The following is an 18,215-nucleotide window of genomic DNA, read 5'->3' as shown; positions in this document are numbered from 1 at the left end:
AATCTTTTTGTTGTTTAGTTTGTAATAGTTTTAGTGTATTTAGTTATTCCATTTCTAAAGTCAATTAATTTTAAAAGAAGCTTTTTTTCTACTTTCAAATCAATCAATAATTTAGCATAGATACCGGGCAAAGGTAGCAAAGATTTTGAATTTTTATACTTTTTGTAACCTTAATTTTGATGTCTAAAAATTGTAAAAATAACAATATGATAATTATATCTTAAAATACGAGTAGATAATTGATAATATGCTATTTGAGTGCGTTGTTTTTGATGATATGTTATTTTATTTTGAGTTATTATTTGTGTTTATTAATCATGCAAAACGTTGTGATTTATAGATTGTATGTTTTCCTGAGAGCATAAAAGCAACAATACATGTCAGCGTTAAATATATAGCAACATCTACGCCAAATAATTCAATTCCCATAAAAGTACATGCTAAAGGTGTTTTTGTTGCACCAGAAAAAACAGATACAAAACCTAATGCAGCAAGAAAACTAATAGGCAAGTTTAGATACAGTGCTAAAAAACTTCCCAATGCTGCACCAATAAAAAAGAGGGGAGTTACTTCGCCTCCTTTAAAACCTGCTCCTAAGGTTAACCCCGTGAAAAGTATTTTAAGCAAGAAAACATTCCATTCTTGTGATACATCGAAAGACGCTACAATTGTGGGTACTCCAAGTCCAAGGTAAGTATTGTTGCCAATTGTTAGTATCAATGCTATAAAAATAATTGCGCCAACGAAAGGTCTCAAAGGAGGAAAAGCAATGTACTTTTTAAATAAAGCAGACCACAAGTCAGTTGTTTTAACGAATAAAATAGCAGCTATAGCAAAAGTTGATGCCGCAAATATCAGTTTGAGTAGTAATAGAAGTGAGAAATTAGGAATGCTATCTATAAGGTAAACGGTATGTGAAATTCCCCACGCTAAGCAAGTAAAGTGTGCTATTAAAGCTGCAATTAACACAGGGTATAGGGATTGGTATTTTACTCTTCCAACAAGCATTAGTTCTAATGCGAATAATGTTCCAGCTAAGGGAGTTCCAAAAACAGAGGCAAATCCTGCACTAACACCGATTAGAATAATGGTTTGTCTATCTTGATGGGATATCTTAAAGTATTTTGTGAATTGGTCTGCAATAGCTCCTCCCATTTGTACAGCGGTTCCTTCTCTACCAGCAGAACCACCAAATAGATGTGTAATTAAGGTACCAATTAAAACTAAAGGCGCCATTTTTAGAGGCATCGTTTGAGTAGGAGAGTGGTATTCGTCAATTAATAAGTTGTTTCCTCTATTAGCATCACCACCCCAGTAGTAATACACTAAGCCAACAATTAATCCACCTAAGGGTAAAAAGTAAAGTAAGATTGGGGTGTCAATTCTAAGATCTGTTACTGTTTCTAAAAGGAATAAAAATAGCGCAGAAGCAGAACCGATTAAACTACCCGCAATTGTACTGATTACAGTCCATTTTAAAAAATACGATAAAAGTGTTTTTGTAGAAAGAGCTTCTTTTTTAAAGTAGTCATTTAATGCCATAGTCTATCATTTAGTTATATAGTGTTATATTACTTATTATGTTAGACGTCATCAGCATTCGTAATTAGAAGCGGTTCGAGGCAGACATCATTGCCTATGAAAATGTCATACAAAGGTATAAAAAAAGTCCGATTGTATAAATCGGACTTTTAAATATTTTGTTGTCAAACGATTAAATATCGTCAAAACTAATGTCTGTAAATGAATTTACGTCATCACCTTTTTGATATTCTTTTTTGAAATCTTTTTGGTGTCTTTCTGAAATAACTTCCTCCCCTTTGTGATCAACAACGAATTGTGTCATTTCGTCTAAAATCTCTCTAAATGCTCCAAAGTCCTCTTTGTATAAGTAGATTTTGTGTTTTTTAAAGTGAAATGATCCATCTTCTTCTGTGAACTTTTTACTCTCAGTAATTGTTATGTAATAGTCATCTGCTTTTGTAGATCTTACATCAAAGAAATAGGTTCTTCTACCTGCTCTTAAAACTTTTGAGAAAATTTCCTCTTTTTCTAACATTTCGTTATCTCTCATAATTCCTTCTTATCAATTAATTGATTTGTTCATATAGCATTCAAAAGTCTAAAAAAAAACCTAATAAACCAACTATTTATAAGATTTCTTTTTCATTTAGTTGTTTTTGATGTAGCTCACTATAGTACCCTTTGCTATTTATAAGATCGTTGTGTGAACCTTGTTCGATTACTTTTCCATCTTCTAAAACAATAATCAAGTCAGCATTCTTCGCTGAGGATACCCTATGTGTTACAATTAAGGTAGTTATATCTTTACTGTGTTTCTCCAGATTGTGTAAAATTCGTTCTTCTGTTTCTGTATCTACAGCAGAAAGGGAATCATCTAAAATAAGGATAGGGGCATCTTTAATTAAGGCTCTGGCAATCGAAACTCTTTGCTTTTGACCACCAGAAAGCGTTAAACCTCTTTCTCCTAAAATTGTGTTATAACCATCGTTGAATTGGATGATATTTTCGTGTACAGCTGCTTTTTTTGCAACTGCAATAATTTCTTCTTCTGTAGCATCTTCTTTTCCAAAGCGTATATTGTTAGCAATTGAGTCAGAAAATAGGAATGCATCTTGAGGAACAACGGCAATACTATTTCGTAAATCTTCTAAATTACAATCCTTAATAGGAGTATTGTCAATTAGAATTTGTCCGTCATTAACATCGTACATTCTGCTAATTAGAGTAAGTAAAGTAGACTTTCCAGAACCTGTTTTTCCAAGAATAGCTAAGGTTTGTCCTTTGTCCAAAGTAAACGAAACATTATCAAGTGCTTTAATACCCGTATCCTCGTATGTATAAGACACATTTTCAAAAGTAATCTTACCTTCTACATTAGTGTGGTTTGGATTAGTGTTATAAATCTCTGGTTTTTCTTCTAAGAACTCATTGATTCTTTTCTGAGAAGCCTCAGCCTCTTGAATCATCGTAGATACCCAACCTAAAGACGCTACAGGCCAAGTAAGCATATTGATGTATAAGATAAACTGAGCTATAATACCTATATCAGGAATTTGACCATTGAAGAATAGTAAGGCTCCAACAGCAATAACAACAAGATTACTTAATCCGATTAGGAAAGTCATCAATGGCATAATCAATGCACTTGATTTAGCTAAGTTTAAGTATTTGTCTTTACTTTCTTGTGTTAGCGATCTAAATTCCTCTTGTTTTTCTTTCTCTATAGAGTATGCTTTAATTACGCGCACACCAGAGAACATCTCTTGAGTAAATGTTGTAAGTTTAGATAAATTGGCTTGAAAAATAGAACTGCGTTGATTTATTTGTCGACTTAATTTGAAGACATAATACCCTAATAAAGGAAGGGGTAATAAAGAGTACAAAGTCAGCTGTGGTGAGATTAAGTACATTTGCGTTAATACCACAGCAAAACGAATAATCGTATTGATAGAATACATCACAGCAGGCCCCACATATTGTCTTACCTTTCCAACATCTTCACTGATTCTATTCATTAAATCACCCGTTCTATTTCTCTTGTAAAAACTTTGAGATAGCACTTCGTAGTGTTTGAATATTTCATTTTTCAGGTCAAACTCAACGTGTCTTGACATTACAATTAACGTCTGACGCATTAAGAACGTTAGGAATCCAGCAATAAGCGTTGTGATTAAAATCCATAGAATATTGTTCAACAGCAATTTAGTTACTTCTTGCTTGTCAAAAACATTCATTTGTTCTAATACTCGGATAGAATCTCCAACTAATTTCGGAGTATAAAGTGTAAATATTTGTGCGACTATTGTTATTAAAACCCCAATTGTAAAGCGAGTTTTATATTTATAGAAGTATTTATTTAGATGACGTAATGCACTCATAATATTTAGTAATACTCACTTAAGAGTAATGATAAATTGTTGTTTAGCTTGTGTAGTTGTTTAACTACTAATGTGTGCAAAGATAAAGGTTTATTATAGAAGAGGTATTGTTCGAAAATTAAAAAAACTATCAATATTTATTTGTTTTAGCATAAAGAAGAGTTAGCTTGAAATAAAAAAAATAGAGGGGAGAATAGTTTATTAAAAGACTTTTTGGGCTTTAAATAAAATGAACTTAGGTAAGTGTTTTTAGCTTTAAATAATGATTAGGAATACTTGTAAGGTGTTATAAAGTAGTTTGTTAAGTTATTTTTATACAGCTGATTAAAAGTAAAATAAGCACTAAAAAGTCTTTTTTGTTGACAAAAAAGAGAAGATAGGTTTTAAAAAAGAGTTAAATTACATACTTATCAAAAAATATAATTTGATTAAAACTATATTTTTATACCTTTGCGCGGTTATACAAACGACAATCCAATAATAAAAAAGTTCTTAAGTAGCATGTTAAACCGAAGACACATCCGTATAAAGGTTATGCAAACGCTTTATGCGATGCAACAAAGTAATTCTGAACAGGTTCAGTCAGGAGAAAAGTTTCTAATCCACAGCATTGAAAGTATACAAGATTTGTACTTATTGATGATCACTGCTTTAATAGAGGTTAGAAAGAAAGAAGAAGAATATGTTTCACTTGCTCAAAAGAAACATTTAGCTACACAAGAAGAACGAAATCCCAATAGACGTCTTATCGAAAACGCTGTATTGAATTTGTTAGAGAATTCAGTTTCTATTACTACGAAAGTAGAAGAGAAAAAAATTACAGATTGGCAAATTCACGATCATTATATCCAAATGATATTGGATGAAATGAAAGAAAGTGATTTTTACAAAGCTTATATGAGTAAAAAAGAGGTTACATTCAATGACGATCGTCAATTTGTAGTTAATCTTTTTACTGAAATCATTGCTCCAAACGAGAAGATTTATTCTTTCATCGAAGATAGTAAGCTTACTTATTTAGACGATTTACCAGTGGTAAATACAATGATTCAGAAGCAATTACGTCAGTTAAAAGAAAATGATCTTCAAATTTTTGTTCCTAAAGTTTATAAAGACTCAGAGGATAAAGAGTTTGCAATCAATTTATATAGAAAAACGATTCTTAATTTTGAAGAATTAAGTAAAGAGTTTGAAGATAAAACACCTAACTGGGATCCAGAGCGTATTGCTGAATTAGATACAATTATTTTAAAAATGGCTATTTGTGAGTTTTTAAAATTCCCTTCTATTCCAGTAAAAGTAACAATAAACGAATATTTAGAGCTTGCCAAAGAATATTCTACATCAAAAAGTAGTATATTTATCAACGGAGTTTTAGATAACATTTCTAAAGCATACCAAGAAGGTGATAAATTAAATAAGATCGGAAAAGGTCTAATATAGTTTTTAAAAAAACTAAAGAGATTATGAAAAAAGCAATTTTATTAACTTTAGGTTTGGCATTTGTAGCTGTTTCTTGTAAAGATACAGACGCATCAAGTCGTATAGACCCTGAGAAAGCAGCTGAGATTGTAGCATCTAATAAAGAACAAGGAGTTTATCCTAAAGTAACTTTTGACAGATTGGTACATGATTTTGGAAATATTGAAAATAATGAAGCTGTAACAACTGAGTTTGAATTAAAGAACGAAGGAGATGCAGATTTAATTATTATTAATGCAAGTGCTTCTTGTGGATGTACAGTTCCTGAGTATCAAAAAACACCTATTAAACCAGGTGAAACTTCTAAGTTGAAAGTAAGATTTCAAACAGGAGCTCAAGGACAACAGAGTAAGACTGTAACGTTAGTTACTAATTCTGAAAAAGGAGAAGAAGTCTTATCTATTAAAGCTAATGTTGCTGCTCGTAACGAATAATGAACTAACTTAAAAATTAAAATTCAATGGAACAATTACAACAGTTTTTACCTATTATCTTAATGTTTGCGGTAATTTATTTCTTAATGATTCGCCCACAACAAAAAAGAGCGAAAAAAGAGAAAGAATACGAAGCAAGTATTAAAGTAGGAGAGCGTGTAATAACTAAGTCAGGTATTCACGGTAAAATTGCTGAGTTATCAGAAGGTACGATTGTTTTAGAAACAATGGCTGGTAAAATTAAAATGGAGCGTTCTTCAATTTCTATGGAGATGAGCCAAAAATTAAATGCATCAAACTAATTTAATTAGTCTTTATATTAAAAAGCTCCTCAATTTAATTGAGGAGCTTTTTTTATGTTCATTATTTTTTAATCTTATCAAAGTAAGTGATTAGGTCAATTAATCGAGAGGAGTATCCAATTTCATTGTCATACCATCCAACAATCTTAACCATTTTGTCGAGTACAGAAGTCAATTGTGCATCAAAAAGACAAGAATTAGTATTGCCTAAAATATCAACAGAAACAATCGGGTCTTCTGTGTAAGCAAGAATTCCTTTTAAATCAGTTTCTGCCGCTTGTTTAAAAGCAGTATTTATCTCATCGATGCTTATTTCTCTTTTAACATAACAAGTAATATCTGTCAGTGATCCATCAGGTACAGGAACACGAATACCACCACCTCCAATTTTTCCTTCATATTCAGGGAAGATCTTTGTCAATGCCTTAGCGGCACCTGTTGTAGTAGGAACAATTGACTGTGCAGCTCCTCTTGCTCTGCGTAAATCTTTATGCGGTTGATCGTGTAAACTTTGGTCTGTTGTATAAGAGTGAACAGTCGTTATATACGCTTGTTCCATACCACAAAGTTCTTTAATCACCTTAACCATTGGTGCAGCGTTATTTGTTGTACAGCTCGCGTTAGATATAATTAACTCTTCTCCCGTTAGAATATCTTGATTTACACCAAGTACGATTGTTTTGATAACATTATCTTCAGGAGGAACAGAAAGAATAACTCTTTTAGCCCCTTGGTCTATATGTTGTTTAAGTAAGTCGTATGTCTTACGTTTTCCAGTAGCTTCAACAACATAGTCTACATCTAAAGCTTTCCAGTCTAAACCTGTTATTTCCTTTTCGTTGAAAAAAGGTATTTTCTTGTTGTCTATAATAATATGGTGTTCATCACAACTTACATCGCGTTTTAGTATTCCGTGAATACTATCGTATTTAAGTAAGTGAGCCATTGTTTTGGTGTCGGCTAAGTCATTTATAGCCACAACATCAATCGATGGATTTTCTAAAAGAAGTTTGAACAAGTTACGACCGATACGGCCAAAACCATTAATAGCAATATTTATTTTTTTCATAAATATAAAAACAAGAAGGTCGCTGTGTAAGCGACCTTGTATTTTATTATAAAAGATGTTTTTGTGCTCTGTAAGAAGAACGCACTAAAGCGCCACTTTCAACGTGTCTAAATCCTAATTCTAATCCGATTTTTTCATATTTTTCGAATTGTTCAGGAGTGATAAACTCTTTCACAGGTAAGTGCTTTTTACTTGGTTGTAAGTATTGACCAATAGTCAGTACATCTAAGTTTACAGCTCTTAAATCATGCATAGTTTGGATAACTTCTTCTTCTGTTTCTCCTAACCCTAACATAATTCCTGATTTAGTTCTATTGACACCGTTGTCTTTTAAGTATTTCAACACTTCTAAACTACGGTCATATTTTGCTTGAATACGAACTTCTCTTGTCAATCTGCGTACAGTTTCCATATTGTGAGAAACGATTTCTGGAGCAACTTCAATGATACGGTCTATATTGCGTTCGATACCTTGGAAGTCTGGAATTAAGGTTTCCATTGTAGTTCCTGGGCTAATACGTCTAACAGCTTCAACTGTTTCTGCCCAAATAATAGATCCACCATCTTTTAAGTCATCGCGGTCCACACTTGTAATTACAGCGTGTTTGATAGACATTAACTTGATAGAACGAGCTACTTTTTCTGGTTCATCCCAATCCACTGTCTCTGGTCGTCCTGTTTTTACTCCACAGAATCCACAAGAACGAGTACAGATATTACCTAAAATCATAAAGGTAGCAGTACCCTCTCCCCAGCATTCTCCCATATTAGGACAACTACCTGATGTACAGATGGTGTTTAACTTATATTTATCAACTAATCCTCTTAGTTCAGTGTATTTTTTTCCTGTCGGAAGTTTAACGCGTAACCATTTTGGTTTAGCTTTAGGTTCTATATTTGAGTCTAAAATTGTATTCATACTTTTCAGTTTATCAAAGTACAAATATACTTAAACTTAGTCATTGTACATTTTGATTAGATTAAAAATGTCGATTTTACATTGTAAAATGACTAATTATAGAGAGTTAGCAGTTTATTAGGTAGCGATAAATGGCTGTGAAAAGAAGGATATTACTTGTTTTGTGACTATAGATGCTGTTTTTTGTCAGTATAGATGATTGGAATGTTTATTAAGTGAAATTCAACATAGTTGTATTGTGTGAACTGATGTTGCTGTGTTTGTAGGTGTTGAAACCAATGTGTTGTGTTATAAATAAACGAAGGGTTAAGTATAATATTATTGATTCTGCTTGTGATAAAGAACTTATCAAAGAGTAGTTTTAAACGCACTATGTTCGAGACATCTCCCACACATCTCCCACACACCTTCGGAAATAAGCCTTTTTCCCGAAGGTGTGTGGTACTTCTGTGGTACTTGTCCGAAACAAGTACCACAGAAGGTTACAATGATAGTAGTATTAAACTTATGTATAGATATTAAAAAGTAATATGACTTAGCTGATGGCTTGTTTAGATAACTAATTAAAATAGTTGAATTTAACGCTTAAAAAAAACAGAAGAAAAATTATATAAGAAATGAATGAAGAAGATTTAATAGATTAAGAATATAGGGAATGTTTTATTAATGAATTTTAGGAATTAGAATATTTGATTATTGATATTTTGAGTATTTTCAAAAGAAAAATGTTTTAAAAAAAGGAAAAAAAAGCGGGTTGTATTTGTCCAAAATCTATAGAAAACATATATTCGCTTACAAATATTTTAAAAAATGGAGAATCAAATTAAAGTAACACCTGCAGATAAATGGATTACAAATCCAGTTAGCAGATTTATGAGTAAATCTACATCTGGAGGGGTTGTATTGTTTTTAGCGGCTTTGATTGCCATTTTTATGGCGAATTCACCTTGGGCAGCAGAGTATGTGAATTTTTGGGAAAATAACCATATCGGTTTCTCTTTTAACGAGAGCGTATTAAATCACTCTTTGAAAGAATGGGTTAATGATGGATTAATGTCAATATTTTTCTTTGTAGTAGGTCTTGAATTAAAAAGAGAGTTAACTACGGGAGAATTGTCATCTCCTAAAAAAGCAATGTTACCAATTATTGCTGCAATTGGAGGAATGGCAGTACCTGCTTTAGTTTATTTGTTTTTTAACGGAGGAACAGATGCAGCTCACGGATGGGGAATTCCAATGGCAACGGATATCGCGTTTGCTTTAGGGGTTTTATTCTTATTAGGAGATCGCGTTCCTACGTCTTTAAAAGTGTTTTTAACAGCTTTAGCTATTGCAGACGATTTGGGTGCTGTATTGGTTATTGCTATTTTCTATACAAACGATTTGTCTTTAATGAACCTTGGAATGGGGTTAGGATTCTTCGGATTGTTAATCATCAGTAATTTATTAGGAGTTAGAAATACTGTTTATTATGCAATTATCGGTATTGGAGGAGTATGGTTGTCATTCTTGTTATCAGGAGTACACGCAACAATTGCTGCTGTTTTAGCTGCATTTGCTATTCCATCTACAGCAAAAGTACACGAAGCTTATTTTGTAAATAAAATAGATAAGTTACGTGAGCGTTTCCGCAAGATTGACCCAGATGATAAAATTCCTAACTTAACAGGTGAACAAATGGAATGTGTTGAAGGGATGCAGAAGGTATCTACTGATGCTTTACCACCTGCTATTCGTTTGGAGCACAGTATGCATAATTTTGTAAGCTTCTTTGTAATGCCAGTGTTTGCTTTAGCGAATGCGGCTATTCCAATTTCTTTAGGAGGAGGTAGCGGATTAAGTGCTGTTACTTTAGGTGTAGCATTTGGTTTACTTGTAGGTAAGGTAGTTGGTGTAGCTGGTTTAACAGGATTATTGATCAAGTTAAAGGTTGTAACAATGCCAAAAGGAATGACATACGGAAATTTAATAGGACTTGGATTCTTAGCGTCTATTGGATTTACAATGTCCTTATTCGTTACAGAATTAGCATTCGATATTAACTTACATCCAGAGTTTCCAGATCAAGCTAAATTAGGTATTTTAATTGCTTCTGGTTTAGGAGGAATTATCGGATATGTACTTTTAAGTGTATTAGGAAAGAAAAAACAAGAGTAGTAAACTCAGTAATAAAATATAAAAATGCCCAATAAACAACATCGTTTATTGGGCATTTTTTATTGTGTGTAATATAGTATAGGATATCTAACAAATACTATATTTGCAACTTAATTAAAAATCAGATACACAAGATTACATGATAACAGTTAATGATATTTCAGTTCAGTTTGGGGGTACTACTTTATTTAGTGGGGTTAACTTTTCAATCAATGAGAATGATAAGATTGCTCTTATGGGAAAAAATGGAGCAGGTAAATCTACTTTATTAAAAATTGTAGCAGGAAAAAACAAACCTTCTTCTGGAGCTATTTCAGCACCTAAAGATGCAGTGATTGCTTACTTGCCGCAGCATTTATTAACGCAAGATGACTGTACCGTTAGAGAGGAAGCGTCTAAAGCTTTTTCTGATGTTTTTTCAATGAAAGATGAAATAGATAAACTTAATGAAGAATTAACTGTACGTACAGACTATGAGAGTGATAGTTATATGAAGTTAATTGAGCGTGTATCTGAATTAAGTGAGAAATTTTATTCTGTTGAAGAAGTTAATTATGATGCAGAAGTAGAGAAAATTTTAAAAGGACTTGGTTTTAGTCGCGAAGATATGGATAGACCAACTTCTGAATTCAGTGGAGGATGGAGAATGCGTATTGAGTTAGCTAAGATTCTTTTGTTGAAACCAGATTTAATCTTACTTGATGAGCCTACGAACCATATGGATATCGAGAGTATCCAATGGTTAGAGTCGTTTTTGATTAATTCAGCTAAGGCTGTTATGGTAATTTCCCATGACCGTGCTTTTGTAGATAATATCACAAACCGTACGATTGAAGTAACAATGGGTAAAATCTATGACTACAAAGCGAAGTACTCAGATTATTTGGTATTGCGTCAAGATCGTAGAGCACACCAATTGAAAGCATATGAAGAGCAACAAAAAATGATTGCTGAAAACACTGAGTTTATCGAGCGTTTTAAAGGGACTTATTCTAAAACTTTACAAGTGCAATCGCGTGTTAAGATGTTAGAGAAGTTAGAAATTATTCAGGTTGATGAAGTAGATAATTCTGCTTTGCGTTTGAAGTTTCCACCAGCAGCTCGCTCAGGTCAGTACCCTGTTGTTGTAAATGAATTATGTAAGTCTTACGGAAACCACGTAGTGTTTAAAAATGCTAATGTTGTTGTTGAAAGAGGACAAAAAGTTGCCTTTGTAGGGAAGAATGGAGAGGGTAAATCTACGATGATTAAAGCAATCATGGGAGAAATTGACTATGAAGGAAGTTTAGAGTTAGGACACAATGTTCAAGTAGGATACTTTGCACAAAATCAAGCGTCATTGTTAGATGAAAGTTTGACTATATTCGAAACGGTAGATCGTATTGCAGAAGGAGATATCAGAACACAAATCAAGAATATTTTAGGGGCATTTATGTTCTCTGGAGATGATATTCACAAAAAAGTGAAGGTGTTGTCAGGGGGAGAGAAAACTCGTTTGGCAATGGTTAAGTTGTTGTTAGAACCTTATAATGTTCTTATTCTGGATGAGCCTACGAACCACCTTGATATGAAAACAAAAGATATTATTAAGGATGCTTTAAATGAGTTTGAAGGAACAGTAATTTTGGTTTCTCACGACCGTGATTTCTTAAATGGATTAGCAGAAAAAGTATTCGAGTTTGGAAATAAAAGAGTAGTAGAGCACTTTGAAGATATTAAAGGCTTCTTAGAATTGAAAAAAATGGAAAGTTTACGCGAAATAGAAAAATAAAAGTATTGGCTTAGCTTGTAAGTTATATTTAACTTTTATTGAGTACGCAGTGAAGCTTTCACAATATAAGAAAAGAGCATCTTTCATATTTTATGAGGGGTGCTCTTTTCTTTTAAGTTTGTTTAAGGTATAAATGGCATATGTTTTGTTTATTGATAATTTGCGAATAATAAATAGAAAACAAACAAAACCTGTATTAAGTTAAAGTTTGCGGTAAAGCTCTAAATAAAATGAGTAATCTATTGATGGAAGTATTAAATACTTTGATTATGACTTTACTTTTGCATAAAATAGTTTAATTTTATGCAGATTTTGAAAACAGTAAAGGTCAAAGTTTTATAGTCTTTATATTTGTGTATGTTTAAAATAACAATGTAAGTTAATGAAGAAATTGAAATTGAATAAATGTCTTTCTATAGTAGGGGGGATTCTTCTTTGTGTATGTGGAACAAATACTGCTTTAGGGCAGTCAATGACATTTACAGAAGCTTATGAAATAATGAATAGGGAGAATAGTTTGTTAAAAGCTATTGAGAAAAAAGAGGAGGTTCACGAGTTTGAATGGAAAGCAAGAAAAGGCCTTCGTTATCCTACAATACGTGCTTTTGGTTTAGGTATATATAAAGACCGCCAGTTAGGGGTTGATTTAAATGGATTAAGAAATGGCGTAGGTGATTTTGTACATCTTCCAAATCCGGGCGTACTTGGAGATTGGGAGGTTACTTTTAATAAACGCGGTATGGCTATGGGAGGATTCATGGCAACAATGCCTTTGTTTACGGGAGGTAAAATCAACGCAGCAATAAAGGCAGGCGCTATTGAAAAAGAAATAGGTGAGAAAGAGTTAGCAAGTGCAAAGAATAAATTGATATCAGAGCTTGCTCAGAGATATTTTACTGTTAAGTTGGCAGAAGAGGCAGTAGTTGTGCGTAAGGAAGTTTTAAAAGGAATGGAAAACCACTTACACGATGCTACTAAATTGGAGGAGAATGGAATCATTGCTCCAGTCGAAAAACTTTCTGCAGATGTAGCGGTATCTGAAGCTAAACGACAATTGGATGCGGCAACAAAAGACGCAAATTTAGCAAGAGTAGCTTTAGCAAATACGTTAGAAGTAGAAGCTGTAAACAACGAATTGGAAAGCGACTTTTTTATCGTGCCTTCTTTAGAAGGGTTAGCGTTCTATCAAGAGTCTGCTGTTGCGAATTATCCTGAGTTACAAAAAGTAGCTTTGCAAAAAGAATTAGCAGAGCAAGGCGTTAAGGTTAAGCAATCTGCAAATTATCCAACGGTATTGGCTTTTGGACAAACGATCTTAGCTCATAATAACCCAATGAATGGCTTAGATATCTTAAATAATGACAATAAACCTTGGACTATTGGTGTAGGGGTTACTTATACATTGTTTGAAGGATTTAAAAATAAAAACGAGATTAGAGCAGCTAAGGCTACAAAAGAGAGCGTTGAGCTGTTTGAAATAAAAGCACAAAGTGATATCAAGATGTTAGTGGCTAAACTATATCAAGATATTCAAAAGCAAGAAGAACAAATTGATAATTTAAAAGTTCAAGAAACACTGGCAACAGAGTTTTTACGTGTTCGAAATAAAGCGTTCTCTGAAGGGTTTGCTACATCAACAGACGTGGTAGATGCAGAGATGAAATTATCAGGTGTGAAGTTAATGAAGTTACAAGCGCATTTTAATTATGCAGTAGCTTTGGCTTCTTTATTTGAATTCACAGGATTGAGTAATGAATTTTTACAGTATACAAAGTAATATAAGATTTAGAGATGAAAAGAAATAAGATAGTAAGTGCAATTGTAGGGCTATTTGTAATCGTAGTTATCTTAACAGTGTCATTGTGGTATATGAGTGCTCCAACAGAGTCTTATATTCAAGGTCAGGTTGAAGCAACGCAAATTAATGTAGCGTCAAAGATACCAGGTCGTATTAGTGATATTTATGTAAAAGAAGGGGAGCAAGTAAAAGCAGGACAAGTTTTATTGCAAATCAGTACTCCGGAGATTGATGCTAAATTAACACAAGCAGAGTCTGTTCAGAAAGCGGCACAAGCCTTAGATGATAAAGCTAATAAAGGAGCAAGAGAAGAAGAAATTCAAGCTGCTTTTAATATGTGGCAACAAGCAAAGGTTGGAGCTGAATTAGCTGAAAAAACGTATGCGCGTATTGAAAACTTGTTTAATGAGAAAGTATTGCCTGCTCAAAAAAGAGATGAGGCTTACACACAATATAAGGCAGCACAAGAAGTTCAAAAGGCAGCTCATTCTCAATATCAAATGGCATTGAAAGGTGCGCGTGTTGAAGATAAGACTGCTGCAATGGCTAAAGTGCACCAAGCAATGGCTGCTGTAGAAGAAGTGAAAATATTACAAGGTGAGGGACAAGTTAAGGCTCCTCAAAATGCTGAGGTATTAACAATTATGCCTAATAAAGGAGAAATTGTAAACTCTGGTTATCCTGTAGTTAACTTAGTAGATTTAAGTGATGTTTGGATTTATTTCAACATTAGAGAAGACTTGATGCCTAAGTTTAAAATGAATACTAAGTTTACTGTTAGTATTCCTGCTTTAGGACAAGATAATATTGAACTTGAAGTAAAATATATCGCTGCACAGGGTGATTATGCTACTTGGAGTGCTACAAAAGCAAAAGGTGATTTTGATATGAAAACATTTCTAATTAAAGCATACCCAACAACTAAAGTGGAAGGTCTAAGACCAGGGATGAGTGCATTAGTATTAGAAAGTAGTTTGAAATAAATAAATAGATAAAGTGAAAAAGGGTTTTTGGTCCATATTTAAGGGAGAATGCACAAGGATTTTTACAAGTCCGAGGCTATTAGTATTGATGTTGGGAGTCCCTTTGATACTGTTTATCTATTATGCCTCATTATTAGGCAAAGGAGTTTCAAGGGATCTACCGATTACTTTGTTAGATTTAGATAAGAGTAAGTTATCTCGTCAATTTGCACGTACATTGGAATCAACATCAACAATGAAAATTGCATATGAGGTTGCTGATGAAATTGAAGGACAAGGAACTGTTCGTAGAGGGGAATCATTTGCAATGGTTGTTATTCCTAAAAACTTTCAAAAGAACGTACAGAAAAGTGTTTATACAAACATTACGTGTTATTATAATGGGCAGTATTTATTGCCAGCAGGTTTAATACTTCGTGATTTTCAGTTGACTGCAGGTGCTTTTGCCGCAGGTGCGCGTATTCAGACCTTACAACAAGGTGGGGCAATGATGGAGCAGGCGGTAACTATGGTTTCTCCTGTAGGTACAGATTCTCACGTTTTGTATAACCCATATACAAGTTATGAATATTACCTTACAATTGCGTTTATGCCAATGGCATTTCAGATTGTAATTATGGTGGTTTCTATCTATGTATTTGGTTCTGTATTGAGATATAGAAAAGGGCGTGAGCTATTAGTACAAGGTAATGGAAATATATTTACTATTATTTTAGGTAAGATATTGCCTTACACAATTGTGTTTTCTATCATAGGTTTCTTTATGAATGCCTTATTGTACTACAAGATAGGAATTCCGTTTCACGGCAGTTTCTTTGTCGTTAATCTGTTTTTCTTGTCTTTTATTGTGGTATGTCAGAGTATGGCTTTCTTCTTAGCTTCAGTGATGTTTAGTATGAGAACAGCTCTTACAATTGGAGGGTCTTATGCTGCATTAGCTTTCTCTTTTGCAGGATATACATTTCCACCAGAAGGGATGAGTGCTTTCATTAGAGGCTTTAACTATATTTTTCCATTCCACGCTTATATGCGTTTTATTGTGGATTATGTGGTAAGAGGATTTGCATATAATAGTGTACAACAAACGTATGTAATTACACTTGCTGTTTTTGTATGTGTAGGAATTATAGGAATACCATTTTACTATGATAAATTAAAGAGAGGAGGCTACAATGTTTAAGGGAATTATAGAAAGTTTTGCTTTAATTATTGAAGCGTGTAAAAGAGAGTTTAAACTGATTTTTGCAGACTCAGCTATTGTGATGTCTTATATTATTTCAGTTTTATTAGTTGGTTTCTTTTATTCGTATGTGTATTCTCACGAGACATTTAACGACTTACCTGTTGCTGTGGTTGATAATGACCACTCAAAGCTAAGCCAGCAAGTGAGCAGAATGATTGAGGCTACTCCTCAATTAACTATTGCTTATCATACGGCAAGCCTTGATATGGCTAAAGAATTATATGACAAAGAAGAAGTTAAGGGGATTATTGTAATACCTGCTGACTTTGGAAGAGATATACAAAAAGGATTAATGCCTCACGTGTCTGCTTATTGTGATGCTTCTTATATGTTGTATTACAAGCAAACAATAGGTGCTGTTATGAAGGCCTTAGGTACTTTTAACGGACAGGTAGAGGTGAATAAAATGCTGTCAAGTGGTATTCCAATGGAGCAAGCTGTTGCTACAAGACGACCATTTAATATTACAGCAGCTCCTTTGTATAACATCAACGTAGGATATGCTACGTTCTTAATTCCCGTGGTATTTATTATCGCATTGCAAACATTGCAATTGTCGGGAATGGGAATTTTAGGTGGTACAATGCGTGAGCTTAATAAGTTTCCTGAAACATTTGCATTTGCAAATAGACGTTTTGGAAGTGTGTTTTTAACTTTGGGAAGAGCATTGACTTATTTAATAATTTCAATGACGTTATTGTTAATTGAAATTTGTGTGGTTATGCATATTTTTACGTTTCCACAAAGAGGTAACTTATTTGAAATTATGGTGTTCTTAACGCCATTTATTTTAGCGGTTACTTTTATGGGAATGGCTCTTGTAAACTTGTTCAGAAAGAGAGAAGATGCAATTATGACAGTAACAATTTTTTCAATTCCAACGTTATTGTTATCTGGGGTATCTTGGCCTACAGTTGCTTTCCCTACTTGGGCAAAGATTGTAGCTGTTTTTGTACCGAGTACAGCAGGAGCACAAGGCTTTGTAGCATTGAGTCAATTTGGTGCTTCTTTAGCTGAAATGAAAAGTCTGTTTATTGAGATGTGGGCAGTTTGTATATTTTATTTTGTACTGGCTGTATGGACCAATAGAAGATTTTGTAAACAAGTGAAATAAACTGATTCAATATAATTTTGAAACGAAAGGGAAAGTATATTAAGTATACTTTCCCTTTTTTATTGTTGTCTTGTCTTATAGGCTTTGTGTCAATAGACAAGAAAATGGATGTCTTTTGTAATAGAAACTAAGCTGTTGTTAATACAATACAGCTTAATTATACTTTCTAATTAAATAAGGTTAACTTGTAAATTCCCGTTGCTTTATCGTCATTATCTGGGTCTTCACACAATAAGAATGTTGTTGTTGATTGGTTTTGGTCAAACAGTGTAATACCTTCAAACTTATGTGTCTCAGAAATTACTTTTGTTTTTTCTACTTTCAACTTCTTTAAGTCAATACGACCGACTAAGGTTCCTTTGATTTCTCCATCTGCATAAGTAGATTGGCCATCTTCTGCTGCTGCTAAAAAGTATAGTTTATCACCTACTTTTACAGCATCTGTAAAGCTACTTTGTACTTTCTGAATCTTAGGTAATTTTATAGGAGTATAAGTAATTTGAAAGTCGTTTAAGATGTTTGCTCCCTTTACAACAAATATTCCATTAGCTGCTTTAGGGCCATTTCCTCTATTGAAAAAGTACCATTGTTCTTCATCAAAAACAACTCCTTCTATATTAAAATCTTCCTCAGATAAGTTTGCGAAACTCTTCATTGAGTCGTATAAAATATCTAAGTCATTTTCACTAATTACCTCATTTGTTAGTCTGTTTACTTCAACCAGGTTTATTCTGTTAGGCTTTGAACCTGATCCAAAGATATAATAGTTGATGCCATCTGTTGTGATTGACTCATAGTCTGGTTTTTCGCTTTTCACAATATTGTCTATACCATTACCTCCTGTTGTTAAAGGTGTTTTGAAAAGCTGTTCTTTCTCCATATTGTAATGGTAGAAGTTAGTCGAGTTGTCAGCAATTAAGTGAATTTGATTATCGTTGTAGACAAGGCCAGAAGCTGCGCTTATACCGAATATTTGGAAAAGTAGTTCTAATGCAATTTGCTTCATTGAAATAAATATTTGAATATGATTCGTTTAACTAA

Annotated in this window: 15 protein-coding genes and 1 riboswitch; of the genes, 9 read left to right on the top strand and 6 right to left on the bottom strand. The window is 33.3% G+C overall.

Features of this window, described 5'->3' with window-relative positions:
• Positions 1–315: 315 nt before the first annotated feature.
• The 3 genes from AABL81_RS04500 to AABL81_RS04490 form a co-directional block, all read right to left on the bottom strand.
• Positions 316–1,542, bottom strand: coding sequence for a chloride channel protein (locus tag AABL81_RS04500; RefSeq protein WP_341340444.1), 1,227 nt, complete (start codon positions 1,540–1,542; stop codon positions 316–318).
• 35 nt (positions 1,543–1,577) lie between these two features.
• A riboswitch (Fluoride riboswitch) is annotated at positions 1,578–1,646 on the bottom strand.
• Positions 1,647–1,714: 68 nt separating this feature from the next.
• Positions 1,715–2,074, bottom strand: coding sequence for a PUR family DNA/RNA-binding protein (locus AABL81_RS04495; protein WP_090408702.1), 360 nt, complete (start codon positions 2,072–2,074; stop codon positions 1,715–1,717).
• 76 nt (positions 2,075–2,150) lie between these two features.
• Positions 2,151–3,902, bottom strand: coding sequence for an ABC transporter ATP-binding protein (locus tag AABL81_RS04490; protein WP_341340443.1), 1,752 nt, complete (start codon positions 3,900–3,902; stop codon positions 2,151–2,153).
• 501 nt (positions 3,903–4,403) lie between these two features.
• On the opposite strand from AABL81_RS04490, the gene nusB reads away from it, so the two are divergent.
• The 3 genes from nusB to yajC are packed head-to-tail and all read left to right on the top strand — an operon-like array spanning position 4,404 to position 6,120.
• Positions 4,404–5,345 carry a transcription antitermination factor NusB gene (nusB, locus tag AABL81_RS04485; protein WP_341340442.1) on the top strand — a complete coding sequence of 314 codons (942 nt, stop codon included), beginning with the start codon at positions 4,404–4,406 and terminating at the stop codon, positions 5,343–5,345.
• 23 nt (positions 5,346–5,368) lie between these two features.
• Positions 5,369–5,818 (top strand): DUF1573 domain-containing protein, encoded by a 450-nt coding sequence (locus AABL81_RS04480; RefSeq protein ID WP_158210355.1) that lies wholly within the window; start codon positions 5,369–5,371, stop codon positions 5,816–5,818.
• A 26-nt stretch (positions 5,819–5,844) separates the two neighbouring features.
• Positions 5,845–6,120 (top strand): preprotein translocase subunit YajC, encoded by a 276-nt coding sequence (gene yajC / locus AABL81_RS04475; protein ID WP_090408694.1) that lies wholly within the window; start codon positions 5,845–5,847, stop codon positions 6,118–6,120.
• A 61-nt stretch (positions 6,121–6,181) separates the two neighbouring features.
• Here yajC and gap read toward each other — a convergent pair whose 3' ends face one another.
• Complete coding sequence (gap, locus tag AABL81_RS04470) at positions 6,182–7,189, bottom strand: type I glyceraldehyde-3-phosphate dehydrogenase (RefSeq protein WP_341340441.1); 1,008 nt, start codon at positions 7,187–7,189, stop codon at positions 6,182–6,184.
• 46 nt (positions 7,190–7,235) lie between these two features.
• Positions 7,236–8,108 (bottom strand): lipoyl synthase, encoded by an 873-nt coding sequence (gene lipA, locus AABL81_RS04465; RefSeq protein WP_090408688.1) that lies wholly within the window; start codon positions 8,106–8,108, stop codon positions 7,236–7,238.
• An 810-nt stretch (positions 8,109–8,918) separates the two neighbouring features.
• Between lipA and nhaA the strand changes: the two genes are divergently transcribed.
• The 6 genes from nhaA to AABL81_RS04435 all read left to right on the top strand — a co-directional run bounded on the left by nhaA (position 8,919) and on the right by AABL81_RS04435 (position 17,174).
• Complete coding sequence (gene nhaA, locus AABL81_RS04460) at positions 8,919–10,265, top strand: Na+/H+ antiporter NhaA (protein ID WP_158210357.1); 1,347 nt, start codon at positions 8,919–8,921, stop codon at positions 10,263–10,265.
• Positions 10,266–10,404: 139 nt separating this feature from the next.
• On the top strand, positions 10,405–12,036 hold the full coding sequence (locus AABL81_RS04455; RefSeq protein ID WP_341340440.1) for an ABC-F family ATP-binding cassette domain-containing protein: 1,632 nt from the start codon (positions 10,405–10,407) through the stop codon (positions 12,034–12,036).
• Positions 12,037–12,418: 382 nt separating this feature from the next.
• Entirely contained in the window at positions 12,419–13,813 is a 1,395-nt protein-coding gene (locus AABL81_RS04450) for a TolC family protein (RefSeq protein WP_341340439.1), read from the top strand.
• 14 nt (positions 13,814–13,827) lie between these two features.
• On the top strand, positions 13,828–14,817 hold the full coding sequence (locus AABL81_RS04445) for an HlyD family secretion protein (RefSeq protein ID WP_158210360.1): 990 nt from the start codon (positions 13,828–13,830) through the stop codon (positions 14,815–14,817).
• Positions 14,818–14,830: 13 nt separating this feature from the next.
• On the top strand, positions 14,831–15,997 hold the full coding sequence (locus AABL81_RS04440) for an ABC transporter permease (protein ID WP_262885438.1): 1,167 nt from the start codon (positions 14,831–14,833) through the stop codon (positions 15,995–15,997).
• Positions 15,990–17,174 carry an ABC transporter permease gene (locus AABL81_RS04435; RefSeq protein WP_341340438.1) on the top strand — a complete coding sequence of 395 codons (1,185 nt, stop codon included), beginning with the start codon at positions 15,990–15,992 and terminating at the stop codon, positions 17,172–17,174. Before AABL81_RS04440 ends, AABL81_RS04435 begins: the two co-directional genes overlap by 8 nt.
• Positions 17,175–17,340: 166 nt before the next feature.
• On the opposite strand, the gene AABL81_RS04430 is transcribed toward AABL81_RS04435, so the two are convergent.
• The gene (locus AABL81_RS04430; RefSeq protein ID WP_341340437.1) at positions 17,341–18,180 is read right to left on the bottom strand and encodes a DUF6929 family protein; all 840 of its coding nucleotides are present in this window, start codon (positions 18,178–18,180) and stop codon (positions 17,341–17,343) included.
• Between the last annotated feature and the right edge of the window lie 35 nt (positions 18,181–18,215).

This window comes from Myroides sp. C1519 (genome assembly GCF_038039755.1).
Classification (GTDB): Bacteria; Bacteroidota; Bacteroidia; order Flavobacteriales; family Flavobacteriaceae; genus Flavobacterium; species Flavobacterium phaeum_A.
The sequence above is the reverse complement of the archived record's forward strand: the minus strand, read 5'-3'. Positions and strand labels throughout refer to the sequence as shown.